The 20,683-nt window shown below is 58.1% G+C and carries 18 protein-coding genes, 2 tRNA genes and 1 pseudogene; 2 read left to right on the forward strand and 19 right to left on the reverse strand.

Annotated elements, in window-relative coordinates; translation table 11 throughout:
* Window positions 1–54 precede the first annotated feature (54 nt).
* From ruvA to PVA48_RS02380, 8 genes are all read right to left on the reverse strand, one after another.
* Window positions 55–648: a Holliday junction branch migration protein RuvA gene (gene ruvA / locus PVA48_RS02345; RefSeq protein WP_102714792.1), complete on the reverse strand. Its 594-nt coding sequence runs from the start codon at window positions 646–648 to the stop codon at window positions 55–57.
* Window positions 649–713: 65 nt separating this feature from the next.
* A complete protein-coding gene (locus PVA48_RS02350) occupies window positions 714–1,247 on the reverse strand; it encodes a helix-turn-helix domain-containing protein (RefSeq protein ID WP_102722427.1) in 534 nt (177 codons plus the stop codon).
* Between the two features lie 581 nt (window positions 1,248–1,828).
* Window positions 1,829–2,434 carry a polysaccharide biosynthesis/export family protein gene (locus PVA48_RS02355; protein WP_022396234.1) on the reverse strand — a complete coding sequence of 202 codons (606 nt, stop codon included), beginning with the start codon at window positions 2,432–2,434 and terminating at the stop codon, window positions 1,829–1,831.
* Between the two features lie 11 nt (window positions 2,435–2,445).
* On the reverse strand, window positions 2,446–4,434 hold the full coding sequence (locus tag PVA48_RS02360) for a polysaccharide biosynthesis tyrosine autokinase (RefSeq protein WP_022396235.1): 1,989 nt from the start codon (window positions 4,432–4,434) through the stop codon (window positions 2,446–2,448).
* Window positions 4,413–4,652: a Wzz/FepE/Etk N-terminal domain-containing protein gene (locus tag PVA48_RS02365; protein WP_215841482.1), complete on the reverse strand. Its 240-nt coding sequence runs from the start codon at window positions 4,650–4,652 to the stop codon at window positions 4,413–4,415. Before PVA48_RS02365 ends, PVA48_RS02360 begins: the two co-directional genes overlap by 22 nt.
* A 92-nt stretch (window positions 4,653–4,744) precedes the next feature.
* Window positions 4,745–5,959 (reverse strand): hypothetical protein, encoded by a 1,215-nt coding sequence (locus PVA48_RS02370; RefSeq protein WP_102749521.1) that lies wholly within the window; start codon window positions 5,957–5,959, stop codon window positions 4,745–4,747.
* Window positions 5,960–5,980: 21 nt separating this feature from the next.
* Window positions 5,981–6,505 (reverse strand): hypothetical protein, encoded by a 525-nt coding sequence (locus PVA48_RS02375; protein WP_146019308.1) that lies wholly within the window; start codon window positions 6,503–6,505, stop codon window positions 5,981–5,983.
* Between the two features lie 186 nt (window positions 6,506–6,691).
* Window positions 6,692–6,765 (reverse strand) — tRNA-Gly (locus PVA48_RS02380).
* 142 nt (window positions 6,766–6,907) lie between these two features.
* Between PVA48_RS02380 and PVA48_RS02385 the strand changes: the two genes are divergently transcribed.
* A tRNA-Gly gene (locus tag PVA48_RS02385) sits at window positions 6,908–6,981 on the forward strand.
* Window positions 6,982–7,196: 215 nt separating this feature from the next.
* Here PVA48_RS02385 and PVA48_RS02390 read toward each other — a convergent pair.
* The 8 genes and pseudogenes from PVA48_RS02390 to PVA48_RS02425 all read right to left on the reverse strand — a co-directional run bounded on the left by PVA48_RS02390 (window position 7,197) and on the right by PVA48_RS02425 (window position 16,083).
* Complete coding sequence (locus PVA48_RS02390) at window positions 7,197–7,844, reverse strand: hypothetical protein (RefSeq protein ID WP_423232181.1); 648 nt, start codon at window positions 7,842–7,844, stop codon at window positions 7,197–7,199.
* A complete protein-coding gene (locus PVA48_RS02395) occupies window positions 7,784–8,329 on the reverse strand; it encodes a hypothetical protein (RefSeq protein WP_423232182.1) in 546 nt (181 codons plus the stop codon). Before PVA48_RS02395 ends, PVA48_RS02390 begins: the two co-directional genes overlap by 61 nt.
* Window positions 8,308–9,426 (reverse strand): inorganic phosphate transporter, encoded by a 1,119-nt coding sequence (locus tag PVA48_RS02400; protein ID WP_423232183.1) that lies wholly within the window; start codon window positions 9,424–9,426, stop codon window positions 8,308–8,310. The genes PVA48_RS02395 and PVA48_RS02400 overlap by 22 nt, the downstream gene beginning before the upstream one ends.
* Window positions 9,427–9,803: 377 nt before the next feature.
* Window positions 9,804–11,458, reverse strand: a pseudogene (gene groL, locus PVA48_RS02405) (chaperonin GroEL).
* A gap of 44 nt (window positions 11,459–11,502) precedes the next feature.
* Window positions 11,503–11,793 (reverse strand): co-chaperone GroES, encoded by a 291-nt coding sequence (gene groES, locus PVA48_RS02410; RefSeq protein WP_022396241.1) that lies wholly within the window; start codon window positions 11,791–11,793, stop codon window positions 11,503–11,505.
* A 92-nt stretch (window positions 11,794–11,885) separates the two neighbouring features.
* Window positions 11,886–13,814, reverse strand: coding sequence for a molecular chaperone DnaK (gene dnaK, locus PVA48_RS02415; RefSeq protein WP_423232184.1), 1,929 nt, complete (start codon window positions 13,812–13,814; stop codon window positions 11,886–11,888).
* 302 nt (window positions 13,815–14,116) lie between these two features.
* Complete coding sequence (locus PVA48_RS02420; protein WP_423232185.1) at window positions 14,117–14,902, reverse strand: UDP-2,3-diacylglucosamine diphosphatase; 786 nt, start codon at window positions 14,900–14,902, stop codon at window positions 14,117–14,119.
* Complete coding sequence (locus PVA48_RS02425) at window positions 14,842–16,083, reverse strand: glycosyltransferase family 4 protein (protein ID WP_423232186.1); 1,242 nt, start codon at window positions 16,081–16,083, stop codon at window positions 14,842–14,844. Before PVA48_RS02425 ends, PVA48_RS02420 begins: the two co-directional genes overlap by 61 nt.
* Window positions 16,084–16,999: 916 nt before the next feature.
* Between PVA48_RS02425 and PVA48_RS02430 the strand changes: the two genes are divergently transcribed.
* On the forward strand, window positions 17,000–18,121 hold the full coding sequence (locus PVA48_RS02430) for a tetratricopeptide repeat protein (protein WP_022396244.1): 1,122 nt from the start codon (window positions 17,000–17,002) through the stop codon (window positions 18,119–18,121).
* Between the two features lie 172 nt (window positions 18,122–18,293).
* Here the strand turns inward: PVA48_RS02430 and hypE are convergent, their stop codons facing one another.
* Genes hypE through PVA48_RS02445 form a run of 3 tightly spaced genes read right to left on the reverse strand, consistent with a single transcriptional unit; the run spans window position 18,294 to window position 20,683 of the window.
* On the reverse strand, window positions 18,294–19,328 hold the full coding sequence (gene hypE / locus PVA48_RS02435; RefSeq protein WP_102727363.1) for a hydrogenase expression/formation protein HypE: 1,035 nt from the start codon (window positions 19,326–19,328) through the stop codon (window positions 18,294–18,296).
* 4 nt (window positions 19,329–19,332) lie between these two features.
* Window positions 19,333–20,400 carry a hydrogenase formation protein HypD gene (hypD, locus tag PVA48_RS02440; RefSeq protein WP_102729185.1) on the reverse strand — a complete coding sequence of 356 codons (1,068 nt, stop codon included), beginning with the start codon at window positions 20,398–20,400 and terminating at the stop codon, window positions 19,333–19,335.
* Between the two features lie 40 nt (window positions 20,401–20,440).
* Window positions 20,441–20,683 carry a HypC/HybG/HupF family hydrogenase formation chaperone gene (locus tag PVA48_RS02445; protein WP_102729184.1) on the reverse strand — a complete coding sequence of 81 codons (243 nt, stop codon included), beginning with the start codon at window positions 20,681–20,683 and terminating at the stop codon, window positions 20,441–20,443.

Genomic DNA, 20,683 nt, shown 5'->3' on the forward strand with positions numbered 1-20,683 from the left:
CTCCCGCATGGAAGTCAAATGCTTGCGGAGCCGGTCCCCGGGTGGGGGAGCCGGTCAGTTCATGGAGCGCAGGGCGGCGCGGATCAGTTCGTCCGCATCCGCGTCCGGATGGTCTTTCAGGTGGGCGGCGATTGCCTTGCGGGACTCCACCTGCTTGAACCCGAGCGCAATCAACGCCAGCTCCGCATCCCCCGCTGCCTGGGAGGTGGCGCCCTGCGCCTGGGCCTCCCACGTAGCGGCCAGTCCCACCTTGTCCTTCAGCTCCAGGACAATGCGTTCCGCCGTCTTCTTGCCCACGCCCTTGGCCCGCGCAATGCCGGAAACGTCCCCGCTCACCACCGCCTGCTTGAACTGCTCCACGGACAGGGAACCAAGAATGGCGATGGCCGTGGCAGGGCCGATGCCTGAAACGCGGTCGATCAGCAGCAGGAAAATGTCCCGCTCCGCATCCGTGGCAAAGCCGTAGAGCACCTGCATGTTCTCCCGGACATGCAGGTAGGTTTTCAGCGTCAGCTCCCTGCCGGGAAGAGGGTTCAGCCTGTCAAAGGTGGAGAGGGGCACAATCACCTCATACCCCACGCCATGAACATCCAGAATCAACCGCTGGGGATATGATTCCGCCACCGTGCCGCGCAGAAAAGCTATCATGCCCATAACGTGACACAATCCGGCCCGCGCTCAAGCCAAAAACGCATCTGCGGAAACCGGCCCCATCATCTTTTCTGGAGCACGTGCAGCCTGATATGCTCCAGGTCCTCCCGGTGATAAAAACAGCGCACCCGGAGGCCGCGGGCGGTCTTCATCCGGCACCGGTATTCGCGCAGCAGCCCCTTTTTCACGAGCCTGTAAATGTAGCTGCGCACCACCCCCAGCATGTCGATAGCCTCGGCCATGTCCATGTAGCACGGTGGCACGCGGCGGCGTACAGGCTCCCGCCGGGCGAGAATCCGGTCCACATCCGCACGCCGCCAGTACAGGGCCAGGGAACCCGTACCCTTGCGGACCACGCGGAAGCGGGCTCCGTGACGGTGCAGGTACTGGCGGGCGGCGGACGCGCTGCAGCAGAGCCGCGAGGCAATGGAGGACGTTTCCACGAACGCGCTGCCCGCTTCCGCATAAGGCTGGCCGGATTTGGGATTCGTTCCCCGACGGCGGATTTTCACATGTTCCGGGAAGCTCAGCTTGGGATTGTTAATGTATTCCCGTCCTCCTACTCCGATGAATGTTTTCTTAAAATGGTATATCATGGTTAATGAGTTTTTACATTGGGATTGCGAAGCTCCATGCAGACATTCCGCACGAAACTCTAACATTTTTGGAAGATTCCAAAAATGCATTGAGTCCAAGAATATTCAACATTTTTCTTTGTTTTTCTGTTTTTTACATTCATACTGAACTCATTTCATCGCAATATATGCCCGGAGGCCGTATCAGCCAATCACGGGAAAAGGGCCTACGCCCCCGGCGGAAACAGCATGTTCCTCAACTCTTTCCGCCCCGCAGGCCTTCCGTTCCGGTGAATACAGAGGTTCACGGGCACAGGGAAAAAACCCCTTCCACCAGCGTTTTTACTGGCGCCGTACGGTTCAAGGGAAAACTTTTTTCCCGCTATGATTCTACCATACGGTTCCACGCATGCACGGCCCATTTCCAGAAAAGGGCCTGGGAAATTTCATGACAGGCCTTCCGCGTTCCATCTCCCCAGCGGCCTGTTCCCATCCCGGACGCCGGCCCACGTGTTTTTTCCGGCATTCCATGGATTTTCCGGGAACCGGGGCAATAAAAAACCCGGCTTCCCTATGGAAAGCCGGGCATGAAAAAGAATGTTTCAGGGCAGGAGCTTCGCGGGCCGCCCTTCAAAAATCCCGCGCTGGGGAACGAAGATGCGGTCATTGGGCTGAATGGGAATCGCCCTGTCCTTGATGGAGAAGTAATCGTACGTCACGGTTTTTCCGCCGCGCGTCACCTGCACGTACCGGGAACCCCAGTCCGTAATGTCGCCCGCGCCCACAATCGCTTCCAGAAGCGTCATGCCGCGCCGCCACAGGACGTTTTTCTTCATGGCTACGCCGCCGCTCACCAGCACAATGTGCTCCGTCAGCCGCGCGTCCGAACTCTGCACCTTCACCAGAAAGGTGGGGGCCGTGTACAATTCCGCCTTCTTATAGGCGGCCATCAGCATATCTTCAATCTGGCGCGCCGTCTTGCCTACCACGCGCAGCACGTCGTGGCCCGGCGGAAGCTGGGGCATGCGTATCGTCCCGTTGCCGTCCAGCAGATACTGGCCGGAAATGGCCGTAGCGTCATCCGCAGGAATGCCGCGCACCTGAATTTCAATGGTGCCCTGCGCAGGCACGGCGTCCGGAGACTGGGCGGACGCCAGCCCCGCCGCACCCAGCAAGAGGCAAAGGAGGGAACAAATGTATTTTTTCATGGAGCAATGGGTTAGTACAGATCTTCACTATCATGGGACTGGGTGGCCGCCAGCTCCTTGGCCTTTCCGGAACGCTCGGCCTTCTTCATGGAAGAGGCGTCCGCATTCTCGCCGGAGGAACCGCCATCCGCAGAATAATAGGAGTAATAAGTCGTGTAATACTGATACTGGTGATCGGACGTGATGTCCACATTATTCATCACCACGCCGGCCAGGTTGCCGCCTACGGATTCAATCACCTGCTTCTGCCTCAGGAGGGCTTTCAGCGGCAGTTTGCGGGGCTGGACGACCATGAGCGTCATATCCACCTCGCTCACGATGACGGCGGAATCACTGACGCCGAGGATGGGCGGGGAGTCCACCAGCACGATGTCAAAGCGCTGCTTCACTTCCTGGAGCAGTTCATTGAATTTGCGGGAATTCAACGCGCCCGACGGGTCGAAGGGCGTGGGGCCCGCAGGCATCACGTACAGGTTTTCAATGGGCGTCTGGAAAATCACTTCCTCCAGCGGGTAGTCTTCCAGCAGATAGGAGGTCAGTCCCACTTCATTGTCCAGTTCATAATACCGGTGAAGCTTGGAACGGCGCAGGTCGGCGTCAATCATCAGGGTGGCATAGCCGCCCTGGGCGCAGATATAGGCCAGGTTGCACAAGGTGGTGGTCTTCCCTTCCCCGGCACTGCCGGAAACAAAGGTCAAGGAAATTTCCTCCAATCCCTTTTTATTGAATTCTATATTTGTTCGCAGAATACGGTAGGCTTCCGCGTCCGGGCCCATCACATCGGAAGAATGAAGGATCGGCACATTCTTGGGGATAATGCCCAGCACCGGAACCTGCAGGGCCCGTTCCACGTCCTCCATCGTCTTCACGGAAGTGTCCATGAATTCCAGCAGCAGGGCCAGCCCGATGCCCAGAAGCAGCCCGGCCCCGGCGCCCACCGCCAGGTTGATGGTCACGTTCGGCTTGTAGGGAGCGGCAGGATAGGTCGGAAGCTGGTACATTTCAATCGCTTCACGGGGAACGCGCAGACGGGCGATTTCATCCTTGTACCGGGAATCCAGGTCCTTGAGCTGGTCCAGCGCGGCGTCATAATCACGGCTGGCCTGTTCATACATGGGAACCTGCAGGACATGCTTCTGGAGAGCTTCCTCCTTTTGAGCGACGGTCGCCTCCCAGTGCTTCCGGCTTGCGGAAACCATTTCCAGCTTGCTTTTCAGGGAGGAGCGCAGCCCGATCAGCTCCTTGTTCAGCTTCTCTCCCAGAATCCTTTCCGTCTCCAGCAGCGCCAGCATCTTGGGGTGCCTGGCCCCGATGTTCTGGGCTTTCAGGTTTTCCTTCTCCTTGAGCTTGTCGGAAAATTCGGCATAGGTTTCACGCAGGGCCTTGGCTCCTACGGATTCCGCATTCAGCAGGTCGGAACTGATGACGTAATCCAGCAGCTTGTCGTCAGGCAGACGCTGCAGTTCCTGCACGTAGGAAGCCAGTTCCTTTTCATCCTTTTCAAACTGCATGGCCTGGGATTTGGCGTTCCGGAAGTCTTCCTCTTCCATGCCGGCCGTCAGAGTGCTCCGGTTTTCACCGTTTCTCCAGGTAGTGGGAAGGTAGGAGCTTTCCGCAATCAGCTTCTTGAGGGACATCATCTTTTCATTGACGGTATCCTCCTGTTCCCGGAGAACGTCCTTCAAACTTTTGATGGCGGTTTCCACCAGGCGGTTTTCACGCATTTCACGGTCCTGCTTGTAAGCCTCGGGAACCGTCTTGGCGATGTTCTGCACCAGTTTGGGATCCGGGCCGGAGACAATGACGTCCACCAGGTCCGTCGCACGCACGGGAGCCACCTTGATCATGCCGGCCAGATTGGATGCCGCCATTTCATCCGTCATGCCCCATTCCGCGGCAAGATTCAGCTTCCTGGACACCACCTTCAGAACTTCAGTGGAAGTCAGCACGGAATACTGCATGGGAATGTAGTTAGCCGTCACGTTGGAGGAGGCGACCACGTCCCCCCCTGGCCGATTTCCATTACGGGCTTGGGCAGCTTGATCTGGAACTGGCTCGTCGCCCGGTAGGAGGGCGGCATCAGGAAAGTCACTACCACGGAAATGACCAGCACCAGAAGGAAGACCAGGAAGACTTCTTTCCAGCGATTTTTTAAAACTTGCAAATAGTCAATGTTGCGTACGATGCGATCACTGTTCTGCTGATCCTGGGCATTCATGAAAGATAGTGAGGTAGTAAGATAAAAACTCCTCTAATTGTGAATGAACATTCGCAATTAGAGGAGTAAGGACATTAATGGTCAGTCAAGACTTAGAAGCTGTAATTCACGCCGAAGGAGAACACGTTGCGGTTGTAGGAGGGCATCGGGTAGTTATAGCCGCCGTAGGAACCGTTGGTGTAGGAGTACTGGGCCGTAAGAGCCAGCGCATTAGTCAGCAGCAGCTTGATGCCGGCCGTAGCATTGAAGGTCAGGTCAGACGTATCACTGTTGCTGCCGGAGCTCAGGCGGCTGTACTCGCTGGAAATCAGGTTTACGCCGCAGTTCAGGCTGGCGCGGTGCGTCAGTTTCAGCGTGCTGTTCACGCCGAAGCGCCACGTTTCATTGGAATAGTAACTGGCACCGCTGTAGGGAATGTACGTATTCGTCGCTTCGTTGGAGTAGCGGATGAACGTGCCGATCATGAAGCGGTCGCTCATGCGGTGGTTCAAACCAAATTCTGCGGAAGGATAGGTCCTGGTACCGTAGCTTTCCACATATTTGAACTGGGGACCTACGCGGAGCGTGGCGGACGTATTTTCAGCCACAGCGTATTCAGCGCCGGCCATGACGAAGTTGGAGAATTCGTTGTTGCCGTATTCGCGGTCGCAGTAGGAACCGTTCCAGCTCAGGGAAATAGCCAGGCGTTCCGTCCACTTGTAGCGGTTGGTGAAGTCCATGCCCACATAGTCGCGGTTGTCCGTCTTGGCGGAGTCCTCCTGATAGTTGATCATGGAGAAGTTGGCGCCCAGCGTGGTGGAGTAGCGGGAGGTCCATGCCTTGCTCACGGAGCTGGAGACGTACACGTAAATGTAGTCGCCGTCCCGGCGAGCGTTGGCAATGCCGTTGGAATAGTTGGGTTCCGGCTGCCACGCAAAGGACACGCTGCCGTTGTAGCGCAGGGTCTGGTCAAAGCTGTGGGAAAGGTTGGCGGAGAGCGTGGAGTTGGAAAGTGATTCGTTCGTCTCTCCCTCAAGGTCCTTCAGGTAAAAGATACCCCCAAGCTTGGCGGAGAAGGAGTACTGGGTCACGGAATCGTAGTTGGCCAGGGAGGCGCCGATGTCCGTGCTGATGAAAGCGGCTTCCTGCTGGTCATAGTTGGAAGCGTTGACGTTGTCGTCATAACCGCCGGCCAGATTGAATGTCCACTTCAGGGGAAGGGATTCTTCCAGACCGACCGGTCCTGCCAGGGTGTACAGGGACTGCCCGTTGGCATGGACGGCAAGCATGCCGGCAGCCATCAAGGAGAGATAAAAAAGACTCTTCATGCTATTGATAAATGGATCGGGTTAATTTCCGGCAGGATTGGAGATGGGAGCGGGGCTTGTAGCAGAGCCGCCCACGGGAAGACCGCCCGGCAGGACCAGGGCCCCTCCGGATGCCTCTTCACCAGGCCTCACCAGACCGCTGGTCTGAGTGGTCACCCCTTGCAGAGGATTGTCAGGCGTCTGGGCCGCCACGCCCACGGCAATGCCGGGAACGGCATTGGCTACCATGGAGCTGCCCAGAGCTTTCGTAACCGCTTCCGAGATGGGAGAGACGGACGCATACGGGTGGGGCTGCACAGCCACAGCAGAGGCAATCACGTTGCGTACGTTGGCTTCCGTTACCTGGGTTCCATAGCTTTTAACGGCGGCGGAAGCAACAGCGGGCGCGCTGCCCGGGAAAGCGCCTGCGGCCATGGATACCAGGGAGCCCATCACCTGGTCAGACACGCCGGCCTTGACAGCGGCGTTCAGAATCTCGGTCACGGCTTTCATATCCAGGGCGCCGGCCTTCAGGCTGGCCTGGACAACACCTGCCATTTGATTCATAAAAGCCTTTTCAACAGCAGAGGCTTTAACCTTATTAACAGCCGGAACGGCTGCCGGAGAAGCAGTTTGCTGAGCCACACCGGGGAGGGCGCCCGCAAACGCAAGTGCCAGCGCACTGAGCGCCGTCTTTGTCATGAACCTGGCTTTCATAAAGGAAGTATCTAGCAGGTGAATTTAATGAAAAAATGGAGCGGGTAACGGGAATCGAACCCGTGTGATCAGCTTGGAAGGCTGGAGCTTTACCATTAAGCTATACCCGCACAACAGAGGCATTATGTTCAAGCCTCGGGGTAAGACAAGTTTTTTTTCATTTCTGTGTTAAAATATCAAAAAAGAAGACACGATTTTTCTGTGGTCTTGACATACCTGCCTTCTGCCGCTAAATAGGCATCCGCATTTCATGCGGGCGTCGTTCAATGGTAGGACGCGAGCTTCCCAAGCTTGAGACGTGGGTTCGATTCCCATCGCCCGTACCACTTTTATACCGCAAGCAATTGTTCCTCAATGCTTGCGGTTTTTCTTTACACTTTAAAAAGACGAGCATTCCGGAGGCTTTCGCTTTCCGGAAAATAAATTTTCCCCATTCCCGCTTCCCGGGTATTCCGGGAGAATTTCCGGATAAGAAAATGCCGCTCCCTCTTCCGCTGCGCCGGAAGCAGCCGCCTCCGGCGCAGCCGTGAATTACAGGCCTTTACCAGCCAAGAACAAATTTCCGCTGAATTTTCGCCAAAAGAAGAACCTTGCGGATCATCGTGCGGGTTTCATTAAGGAGGTTGAGGTAGAGGAGCGCCCGCCGCATGTCGGATACGTCCTCCGCCCGCAGGATGATCTGCTGCTTGACCGCCTCCGCAAATTCCTCATCCAGCGCGTCCATGCCGGCCAGGCATTGGTCCAGCCCGGCATAGTCGTTGCTTTCCATCATTTCCCGGAAACGGGGGTACAGGGAGGAAACGCGGTTGTTCATCCCCCTCAAGTGCTCTATCCTGTCCATGTCCAGCCCTTCATGGTTGTTGTCTATGTAGGCATGGCTGGCCGTGGTGATGTTGGAGAGGGATTCAAAGACGGAGGTGGCGTATTCCACCATCTGCACGTAACGCTTGCCGCGGTCCGCCTCTTCATCCGGAAGTTCCCGGACGACGGGCATGACTTCCATCGCCATCCGGTCGCTCAGGGAGCGGCGGATGCCGCGCGCTTCCTTCCGGAGCTTTTTCAGCCGCTTCCGGTCCTCCACGTTCAGGGCTTCCAGGTTCATTTCATAGATTTCCGCCATGCGTTTCATCAGCTCAATGATTTCTTCATTGTAGCGGGCGGCGCAGGCCGGATCCCGGTAATTGGCCACCTTCGCCAGCGCCGCGTCCTGGGTTCTTTTTTATGGAGCCTGGAGCTTTTCAGCAGCAGGAAGGCAGCCAGGGCGCACATGGCGACAATGCCGAACAGGCCTCCGTAAACGATGCACGCCGCCACCATGCAGCACATGGTGAATGCGGCAAAGGCCGTAAAGAACCACCCGGAAATTACCGTAATCACCCCCGTGATGCGGTACACGGCGCTGTCCCGTCCCCAGGCTTTGTCCGCCAGGGAGGAACCCATCGCCACCATGAACGTCACATACGTGGTGGAAAGAGGAAGCCGGAGGGACGTAGCCAGGGAGATCAGCAGGGCGGCGACCGTCAAATTCACGGAAGCGCGGATCAGGTCAAAGGAGGCCCCGTTATCCGGGCCGTCCGGCACGGGCTGGAAACGTTTTTCAATGAATCTTCCCACGCAGGCGGGCATGATTTTTTCCACCGCGCGGGAGGCGTTCAACGCATAGCGCACGGCCATGCGGGCCGGGGGACGGAGCCGAACCGCTCCACGCCCCCGCCCTGCCTCGCCAGGTTGACCTCCGTATCCGTGACGGTCTGCGCCTTTTTGGAGAACATGAGGGCCAGCACCATGATGACGCCCGCGCCCAGCAGGTAGCGCCAGTCCGCCGTGACGGGGACCATGAGGCCGCCCATGGTGAGGGTGGAAAGGTCCGCGCCCTGCGCCGCAGCGGCGGACGCTATCTCCATGGAGGACTGCCCCGCCATGAAAACGCCGATGAAGTTGACCAGGTCGTTTCCGGCAAAGGAGAGCGCCAGGGCCATGGTGCCCGCCAGGACGGATATTTTCAGGATGTTGATTTTGCAAATGTTCTGGAGAACGGCCATCAGGACGGTCCAGAATACCAGGCTGCAGCATACGTACAGCCAGATGTGGGCGTCCAGGTGGCGGATCATGTCCTTGGTGACCAGCGTACTGCCTTTCAGCCCCTTGAAGATGGCGAAGTAGGTGATGGCCGTCAGGGCCAAGCCGCACCAGACGGCCCCCAGGTATTTGAATGATTTTTTGTAGTTGAAGGAGAAGATGAGGCGGGAAATCCACATGACCGTTATCCCGCAAATGAAGGCGACGAAGACGGAGGAGAAGATGCCGGAGATGATTGCCAGCGCCTTGGAGGAGTTGATGTAGCTGGACAGTTCCTGCGCTGCGCCCGGCTCTGCGGACCAGATTTTGAACAGGGCAACCGCCACGGCGCCGCCCAGCAGTTCAAAGACGATGGAAACCGTGGTGGAGGTGGGAAGACCGAAGGTGTTGAAGACGTCCAGCAGAATCACGTCCGTCAGCATCACCGCCAGGAATATCAGCATGATGTCATGGAAGGTGAACTGGGCCGGCATGAATACGCCGCTTCTGGCGATTTCCATCATGCCGCTGGAGAACAGGGAGCCGATGATGATGCCCAGGGCGGCCACCAGTATGATCGTCCTGCGCGGCGCGGCCTTGGAACCGACGGCGGAGTTCAGGAAGTTGGCGGCGTCATTGGAGACCCCGACGACGAGGTCAAAGCAGGAGAGCACCAGAATCAGCCCTATGATGAAGTAATAGATTGGGTCCATAAGCGTAATAAACGGCCCTCTATTACAGGAGGCCGCTTCCGCACGCCCGTTTTAAAACGTGAACATTCCGTCACATTGATGCAACAATATGATTTTCAATAAAAACCATAGCGCTACACCTGCTTCCCGTGAAATCTTCCGTTTCTTCCGGGCACTTCCGGAGCCTGGTTTTCCTCCGGTTCTCCGGCAGCCACGGCCCATCTTCCTGAAATCCCTTCCCGCGGAGTGGCGGCTGCCGCCTTCCGAAAGAGAAGCGTTTCCCATACGGGAAAAGCAAAAAAACGGAAGGTTCCGGCGCCCTCCATACAAAAAGGCCCCCCGGAAAACCGGGGAGCCTTGAAGTCGATTGCCGTGTCTCGCAGAAACGGACGGGGGGCTTACATCATGCCCATGCCGCCCATTCCTCCCATGCCGCCCATGTCGGGAGCGCCGGAGCCGCATCCGCAGCCCTTCTTCTCGGGCTTGTCGGCAATGACGCATTCCGTGGTAAGCAGCAGGCCGGCGATGGAAGCCGCGTTCTGCAGGGCGGAACGGGTTACCTTGGTCGGGTCCACCACACCAGCGGTGAGCAGGTCTTCATATTTGTCCGTGGCTACGTTGTAGCCGTCGGCCGCTTTCTTCATCCCCTTCACCTTGGCGACGATGAGGGCGCCTTCACGGCCGGCATTGCTGGCCAGTTGGCGGAGCGGAGCTTCCACCGCACGATAGACGATTTGAGCGCCGGTTTCCTCGTCGCCTTCCAGCTTGAGGGTGTCAATGGCTTTCTGGGCGCGGATCAGGGCCACGCCGCCGCCGGGAACGATGCCTTCTTCCACCGCAGCGCGGGTGGCGTGCAGGGCGTCGTCCACACGGGCCTTCTTTTCCTTCATTTCCGTTTCCGTAGCGGCACCCACATGGATGACGGCCACGCCGCCGGCCAGCTTGGCCAGGCGTTCCTGGAGTTTTTCACGGTCGTAGTCGGACGTGGTGTCCTTGATCTGGTGGCGGATCTGGGAGATGCGGCCTTCAATGTCCGCAGACTTGCCGGCGCCTTCCACGATGACGGTTTCATCCTTGGAGACGACCACGCGCTTGGCCTGGCCGAGGTCTTCAATGCCCACGTTTTCCAGCTTGATGCCCAGGTCTTCCGTGATGCACTTGCCGCCGGTCAGGATGGCAATGTCTTCCATCATGGCCTTGCGGCGGTCGCCGAAGCCGGGAGCCTTAACCGCGCAGATGTTCAGCACGCCGCGCAGGCGGTTGACCACCAGGGTAGCGAGAGCTTCGCCTTCAATGTCTTCCGCGATGACCAGGAAGGGACGGCCGCTCTTGGCCACTTTTTCAAGCAGCGGAAGGAAGTCCTTCAGGTTGTTGATCTTCTTTTCGTGGATGAGGATGTAAGGGTTTTCCAGCACCGCTTCCATCGTTTCCGCGTTGGTCACGAAGTAGGGGGACAGGTAGCCCTTGTCGAACTGCATGCCTTCCACCACGTCCAGCGTGGTTTCAATGCCCTTGGCTTCTTCCACGGTAATGGTGCCGTCCTTGCCCACCTTGTCCATGGCTTCCGCGATGATGTGGCCGATTTCGGCGTCCCAGTTGGCGGAAACGGTGGCAACCTGGGCCACTTCCTTGCTGGAGTCAACAGGCTTGCTGATCTTCTTGAGTTCTTCCACCACGGCGTCCGCGGCCTTCATGATGCCCCTCTGGAGGGAGATGGGGTTGGCGCCGGCGGTGACGTTGCGCAGGCCTTCGCGGTAAATGCTTTCAGCCAGCACGGTGGCGGTGGTGGTGCCGTCCCCGGCCACGTCGTTGGTCTTGGAGGAGACTTCCCGGACAAGCTGGGCGCCCATGTTTTCAAACGGGTCTTCCAGTTCGATTTCCTTGGCGACGGTCACGCCGTCCTTGGTGATGAGGGGGAACCGAATTTCTTGTCGATCACCACGTTGCGGCCGGCAGGCCCCAGCGTGCTCTTGACAGCCTTGGCAATCTGTTCCACGCCGCGGAGCAGAGCCTGGCGGGCGGTTTCGTCAAATTGGATTTGTTTAGCCATAATATCAGGTTATTTTAAAATGATGTTGAGTGAGTGTGTCGTGTGATTTAGCCAATGATGGCCAGAATGTCGTTTTCAGACAGGATGAGGTAGTCTTCTCCGTCCAGCTTGATTTCCGTGCCGCCGTACTTGGAAATAAGAACGTGGTCGCCCGGCTTCACGGTGAATTCAATCAAGGCGCCCTTGTCATCGCGGCCGCCGGTGCCTACGGAGATCACTTCGGCTTCCTGGGGTTTTTCCTTGGCGGTGTCCGGCAGGAACAGGCCGCCGGCCGTCTTGGTTTCAGCTTCAATGCGCTTGACCAGCACACGTTGTCCTAGGGGTTTGATGTTTGCCATAGTATGTTGTTTTTGTGTTGTTATAGATGAATATATGGATGTAATGTTCCGCCGGAGGGGAAGTTGCTCCCCCTCCGGCGGGAAGGGGTTGCTTATTTGTCGTCGTCGACGATTTCGGCGTCCACCACGCGGCCTTTCGCCTTGCGGGGGCCGTCGGAAGCTTCTTCCTCCGGAGCGGCTCCCGGCATGGGGCCGGCTGCACCGGCGGACTGCTGGGCGGCTTCCGCTGCCTTGTAAAGGGCTTCCAGACGGGATTCCAGGTCTTCCTTCCCGGCCTTGATCGCGGTGTATTCCTTTTTGGAGATGGCTTCCTTGAGGTGCATCACCTTGTCTTCAATCTCGCGCTTGAGGTCTGCGGGAATCTTGTCCCCCATGTCCTTGAGCTGGCGTTCCACGGAGAAGCAGAGGGAGTCCGCCTGGTTGACGGTGTCAATTTCCTCAGCCCGCTTCTTGTCTTCTTCCGCATGGGCTTCCGCATCACGCTTGGCGCGTTCGATTTCATCCTTGGAAAGGCCGCTGGAGCCCTGGATGGAAATCTTCTGTTCCTTGCCGGTGCCCTTGTCCTTGGCGGAGACGTGCAGAATGCCGTTGGCGTCAATGTCAAAGGTCACTTCAATCTGCGGCACGCCGCGCGGAGCGGCGGAGATGCCGTCCAGCTTGAAGTTGCCGAGAAGCTTGTTGTCCTCAAACATCTTGCGTTCACCCTGGCAGATGCGGATGTCCACGGCGGGCTGGTTGTCCGCGGCGGTGGAGAACACCTGGCTCTTGCGCACCGGAATGGTCGTGTTGCGCTCGATCATCGGCGTAGCGATGCCGCCCATCGTTTCAATGGACAGGGTCAGCGGGGTCACGTCCAGCAGAAGCACATCGTTGACGTCCCCCTGGAGCACGCCGCCCTGGATAGCGGCGCCTACGGCCACCACTTCATCCGGGTTCACGCCCTTGTGGGGTTCCTTGCCAGCCAGCGTATGGGCCATTTCCTGAACGGCGGGCATGCGGGTCATGCCGCCCACCAGCACCAGTTCGTCAATGTCCCCGGTCTTCAGGCCGGAGGCGGCGATGCAGTCCAGCACGGGCTTGCGGGTACGGTCCAGCAGGTCTTCCGTGAGCTGTTCCAGCTTGGGACGGCTCAGCGTCAGCTGGATGTGCTTGGGTCCGGAAGCGTCCGCCGTGATGAACGGCAGGCTGATGTCATAGCTCTGGGTGGAGGAAAGGGCGATCTTGGCCTTTTCAGCTTCTTCCTTGATGCGCTGGATGGCGTCCGGCTGGTTGGAAGAATCCATGCCGGAGTCCTTCTTGAACTCGTCCATGATCCAGGTGATGATCGCGTTGTCCCAGTCGTCGCCGCCCAAGTGGGTGTCGCCGTCGGAAGCCTTCACTTCAAACACGCCGTCACCGATTTCCAGCACGGAAATATCGAAGGTGCCGCCGCCGAGGTCGTACACGGCAATGTTTTCATTGGACTTCTTGTCCAGGCCGTAAGCCAGGGCAGCAGCCGTCGGTTCATTGATGATGCGGCGCACCTTCAAGCCGGCGATTTCACCGGCGGCCTTGGTCGCGTTGCGCTGGGCGTCATTGAAATAGGCGGGAACAGTAATCACGGCTTCCGTGATCGTCTCACCCAGCTTGGATTCCGCGTCGGCCTTCAGCTTGGCCAGGACCATGGAGGCGATTTCCTGGGGAGAAAAAGTCTTCTTTTCCCCGCCTACGTCCACGCGGATATAGGCGTCCCCGTTGTGGGCCTCCACAATTTCATAAGGCACCTTCTTATCTTCTTCCGTCAGCTCGCTGTACTTGCGGCCGATGAGGCGCTTGGAGGAAAACACGGTGTTTTTCGGATTGGTCACCGCCTGACGTTTGGCGGCCTGCCCCACGAGGCGTTCACCGCTCTTGGTGAAGGCAACAATGGAGGGAGTGGTGCGCGCACCTTCGCTGTTTTCAAGTACGGTACCCTGACCGCCTTCCATCACAGCCATGCACGAGTTGGTCGTGCCCAAGTCGATTCCTAATATTTTAGCCATATCGTTATCTTAGATTGTTTTAAATGGATTTCGTTGAGATTTGATTTCCCCATGACCTGAAGTGTCATGCAGGCAAACTCATGTTCTTGCCTTTCTTTCTGCAAATGGCATGCCAGCCTTGTAAGCCCTGTTGAAAAATAAACATAAACAACATAAATTCATCGTATTATAACATCGCATCATTTCGTCCGCTCTTTTTCCTGCCGAGCAGCAATGGGACATATTGTCACACCAAAAAGAGACAAAATGTCACACGCGGCCATTTTGTCCCACACCCTCCGGACGCCTGTCCCCGGCGCCCGTCACGAAGCCTCCTTGCAGGAGGAAGCTTCCGCTCCGGCTCCGGTTCCGCATTTGCCGTAAGCCAGGCGTTTCATGAAATCCTTGTAAAGCAGCGTTTCCATGCGGCCGTCCCCGTATTCCACCACCGCGCTCATGGTTTCCACCCAGTCCCCGCAATTCAGGTACCGCACCTCCCCCACCATGGTATCCGCCGGATGATGCACATGCCCGGCAATGATACCGTCACACTGCCTTTTCACCGCCAGATTCTGGAGCTGCTCCTCATATTTCCCAATGAAATTGACGGCGGATTTCACGCGGCTCTTGATGGCGCGGGAGACGGAATAATATTCCCTGCCCCGCCAGGCGCGGTATTTATTGTAAAGCCGGTTGACCGTCAGCAGAACGTCGTAGCCCAGGGAGCCGAGCATCGCCAGCCACCGGTGGTTGGTGGAGATGGCGTCAAAACCGTCTCCGTGCACGCACAGGTAACGCCTGCCGTCCGCCGCCCGGTGCACGTACTCCTTGGCCATTTTCAGGCCGCCCAGATGAAAGGGAAGGAATTTTTCCAGAATATCGTCGTGGTTCCCGCGCAGGTACAGCACTTCCACATCCTCCTGCTCCATCTTTTTCAGCAGGGTGCGGATCAGGCGCGTATGCCGCCTGCGCCAGCGGCTGCCGCGGGAGAGGGCCCAGGCGTCCACAATATCCCCTACCAGAACTATTTTTTCCGCACGGACATGCTTCAGGAACCTCCGGCATTCGTCCGCCTTGCAATCCTTCGTGCCCAGATGGAGGTCTGACAAAAAGACCGTGCGGCATTCCAGCACCGCATCCCGCGGGGGCGGGCGTAGCCGGTTCCATTCTCCTCCCGCGCCACGGAGGCCAGCAGTTCTTCAAACCTGTCATGGATGGAATCCCACGCTCTGGCGCGCACGGTCCTGCGGGCCTGTTCGCCGAGTCTCCGGATCATCCCCCTGTCCTCCAGCAGACGGCGCATGGCGGAGTAAAAACCCTCCGCGTCCCCCTTCTCCGCCTGAAGGCCGTTGATGCCGTCCAGCACCACATCCGCAGAAGCGGCGTACCGGTAGCTGACCGTAGCCAGGCCGCTGGCCATCCCTTCCAGCAGAACGTTCCCGAAGGTCTCCGTCTCACTGGCGAAGAGCAGCACGTCCATGGCGGCGTAATGGCGCGCGAGGTCCTCCCCGCTGCGCATTCCGCAAAACACGGCGTCCGGAAACTCACTGCGCAGGCTGCTCATCATGGGACCGTCCCCCACCACGACCATCTTCATGCCGCAGGCCGGGAACTCCCGCTGCAGGCGCGTGTACAGTCCCAGGGCCGTCACCAGGTTCTTCTCCCGGGCCAGACGCCCCACCACGCCGAACACCACTTCATCCCGCCAGGCGCCCCATGACTGGCGCAGGCCGGCATCCCTCCTGGCAGGGTCAAACAAGGCGGCATCCACCCCGCGCCCCATTACGGAGAGGCGTTCAAATCCCAACCCCTCCAGCGCGCGGCGCATCTCCTCCGTGGGCACCACCGTCATCCCTGCCCGGTTGTGGAGCTTGCGCAGGTAATTCACGGCGGCGGTTTCCAGCCTGGAGAAATGGTAATCCTTCATGTACTGGTGAAAATTGGTGTGGAATCCCATCACCACGGGAATCTCCAGAGCGCGAGCGGCCTTCACGGCGGAGGCCCCCATGGGGCTTTCCGTGGCAACATAAACCACATCCGGCCTCTTCTTCATCCATCTGGAGCGGAACCTTTCTGCGGAAGGCAGCCCTATTTTCACCTCATGATACATGGGGAGGGAGAGAGACGGCATGGCCGTCTCTCCGGGAACGGAAGCTCCGTCCCTCCCGGAAGCCCTCAACACATGCACCAGATGCCCCCGCGTCCGAAGCCCCCGGACCAGCCGCTCCAGCGTCAGGGCCACTCCATTCACGTCAGGTTCATACGTATCCGTTGCCACATCAATTCTCATGCGGCGGCACCATGGGCAGAAAGGCCTTCCCAGGCAAGCTGAGGAGGGAAACGAAACCGTCACAGGCTGCTGTCATCCGTCCCCGTCCCCAGCAGGAGAAACAACCGTGCCGGACAGATTCCGGCATGTCCCCCCGCTTTTCCTGCACGGGAAACCGAACAGAGGAGGCGGCCTCCCCCACTCCCTGTTTGGAAGGTGCCGCCGCCAAAACCGCACATTTCCGTAAAAAAACAGACGAATCATTGAATATCAGACGCTCTGAAACTACATGCGGTCATCCGCGCATTATAAATCCGCCGTCAACCAAATTTTTTGAGAAAAAATGATTTTCATCGTATCCAGGACGGGAAAAAACACAATGGAATCCAAAGGCCGTGAAATCTGATATTCTTATTAACCATTGATAATGTTTCTATTATTTATTAAAAAAATTATTCCTTCCCGACAGCCGGATTTATAATCCGCCAAAATGCATGCATACGGGATACATAAAACGGAAATGAAGGAATATTTAGAAAGATTTTTAATAAAAATAATAATGATTCCCATGTTCTGAAAGCCGGGAAAACGTGGCGGAACGCCGGATGCTTATCTCTGCCTTTTCCCGGTCCGGAAACCGCAGCCGGTTATCTACTTCATTGCTCCTGATACTCTTGCATATTATCCTTCAACCTGCTTTAAACACCCCGGATTAGGAATCCGGCGTCAATACTAGTTTTTCATATCAAGCCTGTTTCTCCAAATCAATCCAGTATTTTCCTAGACGAAAGCCTTGATAAAATATGTTTGTTAGAATAAAGCATAAATACTTGAATATAATGATTGTTCATCTTATTTTAGCGCTGTCGGCCATTTCATCCGGATTCCTAATTCGCTATTGAAACAACCGACCCCCATCCCCTACCCCATTCCCCCAATGAAATTGATAGATTGCTATCGCTATGCAGCCATGCTTTATGCATCCGCCTGCTGTACCGCCTCGCCGCTTTACGGCCCTCTGGAAACAGGCTTGCAGGAAGCCCAGCTTCTGAGTTCCCTGAAAGCCTGCAAATCCCTGGAAGGTCCGGGAACGGACGCCTACCTGAGCCGCACTGGATTGAACGGCGCCTACAAAACGAAAAAGCCCATTGGCGGCCTTTTCTTTTCACTTCATTTTGAGTACAACAAGGATGGAGGCCTGAGAGCCGTCTCCTTTTACTCCAGCACCAAGGCAGGCAAGGACGAATACGATACGCGCCTGAAATCCCTGTACAAGCGCATGCTGAACGGGCTGACGGGCCTCTATGGCCCGCCCATGAATCTGCCGGACTGGATTGAGAAGGAGTCCCTGCCCGCGGAACGCGTGCTGTACATGCACATGTGGCGCATTCAGCCGGGCTGCTTCCTGATGGCCGGCCTGGCCAACATGGGGGCCTCCGGCTACATTCCCGTTTTCCGGATTTCCCCGCCTGCCGGCATGCCGCCCAAGTCCAAAAAGGACAGGGACAAACTCAAATCCGAATGGGCCGCCATTCCCGAATTTTACGAATTCACCAAGGCGGAACGCTTCCTGGCCAATGCGGTGTTCGCCATGTCCCATAAAAAATATCAGGACGCGCTCCAGCTCTTCCAGAAAGCCGCAGACCTGGGCAGCCCCAACGGATACTGGGGACTGGCCTACCTGTACCGGCTGGGACCCGCCGGCGTGGAAAAGAACGCGAGCCTGGCGGATGAACACACTAAAAAAGCGGCCCTGATGGGATTTGCGCGGGCTGCCATGAAATTCGGAAAAACATGGGAACAATTCTGCAAGAACCAGGATTTCACCGAAGCTGAAGCCAGGGAATGGCAGAACAGGAACCTTCGGGCAGCCAGAGCCGGCTATGCCTCCGAACAATACAACCTGGGCATCATCTACCAGCACGGCTTCGGCGTGGAAAAGAACCTGGCCACCGCCAGGGAATGGCTGGAAAAGGCGGCCTCCCAGGACCATACCCAGGCCAAAGCGGCATTAAAGACGCTGCCGGACGCCGGAGCCGGAAACGCGGAACTCTCCTGACCATCTTCCAACAACCAACTCCCCCAATACCAAGCCGGCTGTAGCTTCTCCGGAAGTACACGCAGCCGCTCCGGCAAATCCCTATGAAATGCCAGACCGGCAGGGAGGCGGCCCCAACCGCTTCCCTGCCAAAAAGCCGGAAATGCAACGCCGGAGGAAACCGCGGGAAGCATCAGCAAATGCGGGGCAGCTGCATCCCGGAAGGCATGCCCAGCACCCGTTCCACCCCCAGCCGCCCCGTCATCAGCAGGGGCGCCGTTCCAAACTCTTCCACACGGCCTATCGCGCAGGCCCCGGCGGACACGCCGCAGCCGCGCATCAGGCGCAGGGCCTCTTCCTCATGCTCCCGGGGAAGAATAGCCAGATAACGGCCTTCACAGGCCACTTGAAGAGGGTCCAGCCCCAGCAGGCCGCAGGCTGCTCTGACATCCTCCCGCACGGGAATGGACACTTCATCCAGTTTCACCGTCAGGCCGGAGGACTCCGCAATTTCCGAGAGCGTGGCGGTTAACCCGCCACGGGTCACGTCACGCAGGCAATGCACGGGGATTCCGGCCCGGACGACGGCAGCCACGGATTCATGCAGCGGGGCGGAATCACTTTCCAGTCCCTCCCCGAAGGACAACCCGGCCCGCAGGCTCATGATCGTCATGCCGTGCCTCCCCAGATCACCGCTGACCAGCACGGAATCCCCCGGACGGACGGAAGAAGGGCTGATTTCCAACCCATGGCGCACCACGCCCGCCCCGGCGGTATTAATATAAATGCCGTCACCCTTTCCGCGCTCCACCACTTTTGTATCTCCCGTCACGATGCGGACGCCCGCCGCGCGCGCCGCCGCCGCCATATCCTGCACCACGCGGTTCAGCGCCTCCAGCGGAAGCCCTTCTTCCAGGATAAAGCCTGCCGTCAAGTACAACGGGTCCGCGCCGCCCATGGCGAGATCATTCACCGTGCCGTGCACCGCCAGGGAACCGATGCTCCCTCCCGGAAACTCCAGAGGCTGCACCACAAAGCTATCCGTGGTCATCGCCAGCCGCCCCGGCGGAAAATCCAGAACGGCCGCATCATTCTGCACGCCGCCGGAGGGAGTGCCGAACGCATTCAGAAAGACGGAACGGATCAGGTCATTCATCAGACGGCCTCCGCCGCCGTGGGCCATCTGGATACGGTCGGAAACAGGTTCCGGAACAGGACATTCAAACATGGAATCAACTTCTTTTATAACGGTAATAGGCGGCGCAGGCCCCTTCCCCAGACACCATGGGCGCGCCCAGGGGAGCCAGCGGCGTACAGGACGTGCCGAAAAACGGGCACTCCGCAGGACGAATCAGCCCCCTCAGCACCTGGCCGGCCAGGCATCCGGAAGCTTCATCCGCGCCATGGGCGCTTTTTCCGCATTCGAAACGCAGGGCGGCATCCATGCCCTCCCACTCCCGGCGCAGCCTCATGCCGCCGCCGGGAATCAGGCCCAGGCCGCGCCAATGGCGGTCTTCCGGCTCAAAAACCTCTTTCATCCTTTCCTGCGCCGCCCTGTTCCCCTCCGGCTTCACATAGCGCCCGTAGGCATTCTGAACCGTGCAATCCCCGTTCTCCAACTGGCGGACGCACATCAGGATGCCGCGGAGCAGGTCCGGAGCCTCAAACCCCGTCACCGCCATGGGCGTCCGGTAACGAGCGGCCAAACGGCCGTAATCCTCCTCCCCCATGATGGCGCAGACATGGCCGGGGGCCAGAAAGGCGTCCGGCCTTCCCTCGTCCTGATCCATCAGCCATTCCAGTGCGGGGGGAACCTGCACATGGGCACAGAGCACGGAAAAATTGGCGTAACCCAGCGCGCGGGCCTGCTGCATGGCAAGAGCCGTGGCCGGAGCAGTCGTCTCAAATCCTACGGCGAAAAATACCACTTCCGCTTCCGGATGGCTCCCAGCGAAAGCAACCGCCTCCAGCGGTGAATACATTAAAAGCACGTCCCCGCCGCGAGCCTTGGCGGAAAACAAATCTCCGCGGGAGCCCGGCACCCGCATCATATCCCCGTAGCTGCACAAAACCACGCCGGGCCGCAGGCTTAACTCCACGGCCTGGTCAATCAAATCCACCGAAGTAACGCAAACCGGACAGCCGGGGCCGTGAATCAGACGAAGCCCAGGAGGAAGCAGCTCCTCAAGCCCCAGGGAGGCAATCGCATGCGTCTGTCCCCCGCACACCTCCATCACCGCCCACGGACGCGTCACGGCATGGCGCAGCTCCTCAAGCAACTGCTGAACTTCCTCCTGCATAAGCCATTAAAAATGTTCAATCCGGCAAACGACCCTCCCCTTACACGGGATCGGTATTCTCCACGATCTCCCGCATTTCCCTACGGGTTTGAAGCGCGGTCTCCTTATCCAGCACGCTCAGGGCCATCCCTACATGAACAATAACGTAATCCCCCAGGACGGCCTCCGGCACGCAGGCCAGGTTCACTTCACGGGTCACGCCGCCGAAATCAACCACTCCCAGCCTGAACAGCGGGTCCGTCTCATTAATGCTCACGATCTTTCCGGGAACAGCCAAACACAT

This window comes from Akkermansia sp. JRP_AM1 (genome assembly GCF_049262625.1).
Taxonomy (GTDB): Bacteria; Verrucomicrobiota; Verrucomicrobiia; order Verrucomicrobiales; family Akkermansiaceae; genus Akkermansia; species Akkermansia massiliensis.

Bases quoted from the DNA above. Each gene is read 5' to 3' on its own strand.
- hypD (WP_102729185.1), bottom strand. From the start codon at position 20,400: ATGCAGGAGGAAGTTCAGCAGTTGCTTGAGGAGCTGCGCCATGCCGTG.
- PVA48_RS02370 (WP_102749521.1), bottom strand. From the start codon at position 5,959: ATGAAGAGTCTTTTTTATCTCTCCTTGATGGCTGCCGGCATGCTTGCC.
- PVA48_RS02365 (WP_215841482.1), bottom strand. From the start codon at position 4,652: ATGAATGCCCAGGATCAGCAGAACAGTGATCGCATCGTACGCAACATT.
- PVA48_RS02425 (WP_423232186.1), bottom strand. From the start codon at position 16,083: ATGAGAATTGATGTGGCAACGGATACGTATGAACCTGACGTGAATGGA.
- PVA48_RS02395 (WP_423232182.1), bottom strand. From the start codon at position 8,329: ATGGCCGTGCGCTATGCGTTGAACGCCTCCCGCGCGGTGGAAAAAATC.
- ruvA (WP_102714792.1), bottom strand. From the start codon at position 648: ATGATAGCTTTTCTGCGCGGCACGGTGGCGGAATCATATCCCCAGCGG.
- hypE (WP_102727363.1), bottom strand. From the start codon at position 19,328: ATGTTTGAATGTCCTGTTCCGGAACCTGTTTCCGACCGTATCCAGATG.
- PVA48_RS02400 (WP_423232183.1), bottom strand. From the start codon at position 9,426: ATGGACCCAATCTATTACTTCATCATAGGGCTGATTCTGGTGCTCTCC.
- dnaK (WP_423232184.1), bottom strand. From the start codon at position 13,814: ATGGCTAAAATATTAGGAATCGACTTGGGCACGACCAACTCGTGCATG.
- PVA48_RS02445 (WP_102729184.1), bottom strand. From the start codon at position 20,683: ATGTGTTTGGCTGTTCCCGGAAAGATCGTGAGCATTAATGAGACGGAC.
- PVA48_RS02350 (WP_102722427.1), bottom strand. From the start codon at position 1,247: ATGATATACCATTTTAAGAAAACATTCATCGGAGTAGGAGGACGGGAA.
- PVA48_RS02355 (WP_022396234.1), bottom strand. From the start codon at position 2,434: ATGAAAAAATACATTTGTTCCCTCCTTTGCCTCTTGCTGGGTGCGGCG.
- groES (WP_022396241.1), bottom strand. From the start codon at position 11,793: ATGGCAAACATCAAACCCCTAGGACAACGTGTGCTGGTCAAGCGCATT.
- PVA48_RS02375 (WP_146019308.1), bottom strand. From the start codon at position 6,505: ATGAATCAAATGGCAGGTGTTGTCCAGGCCAGCCTGAAGGCCGGCGCC.
- PVA48_RS02430 (WP_022396244.1), top strand. From the start codon at position 17,000: ATGAAATTGATAGATTGCTATCGCTATGCAGCCATGCTTTATGCATCC.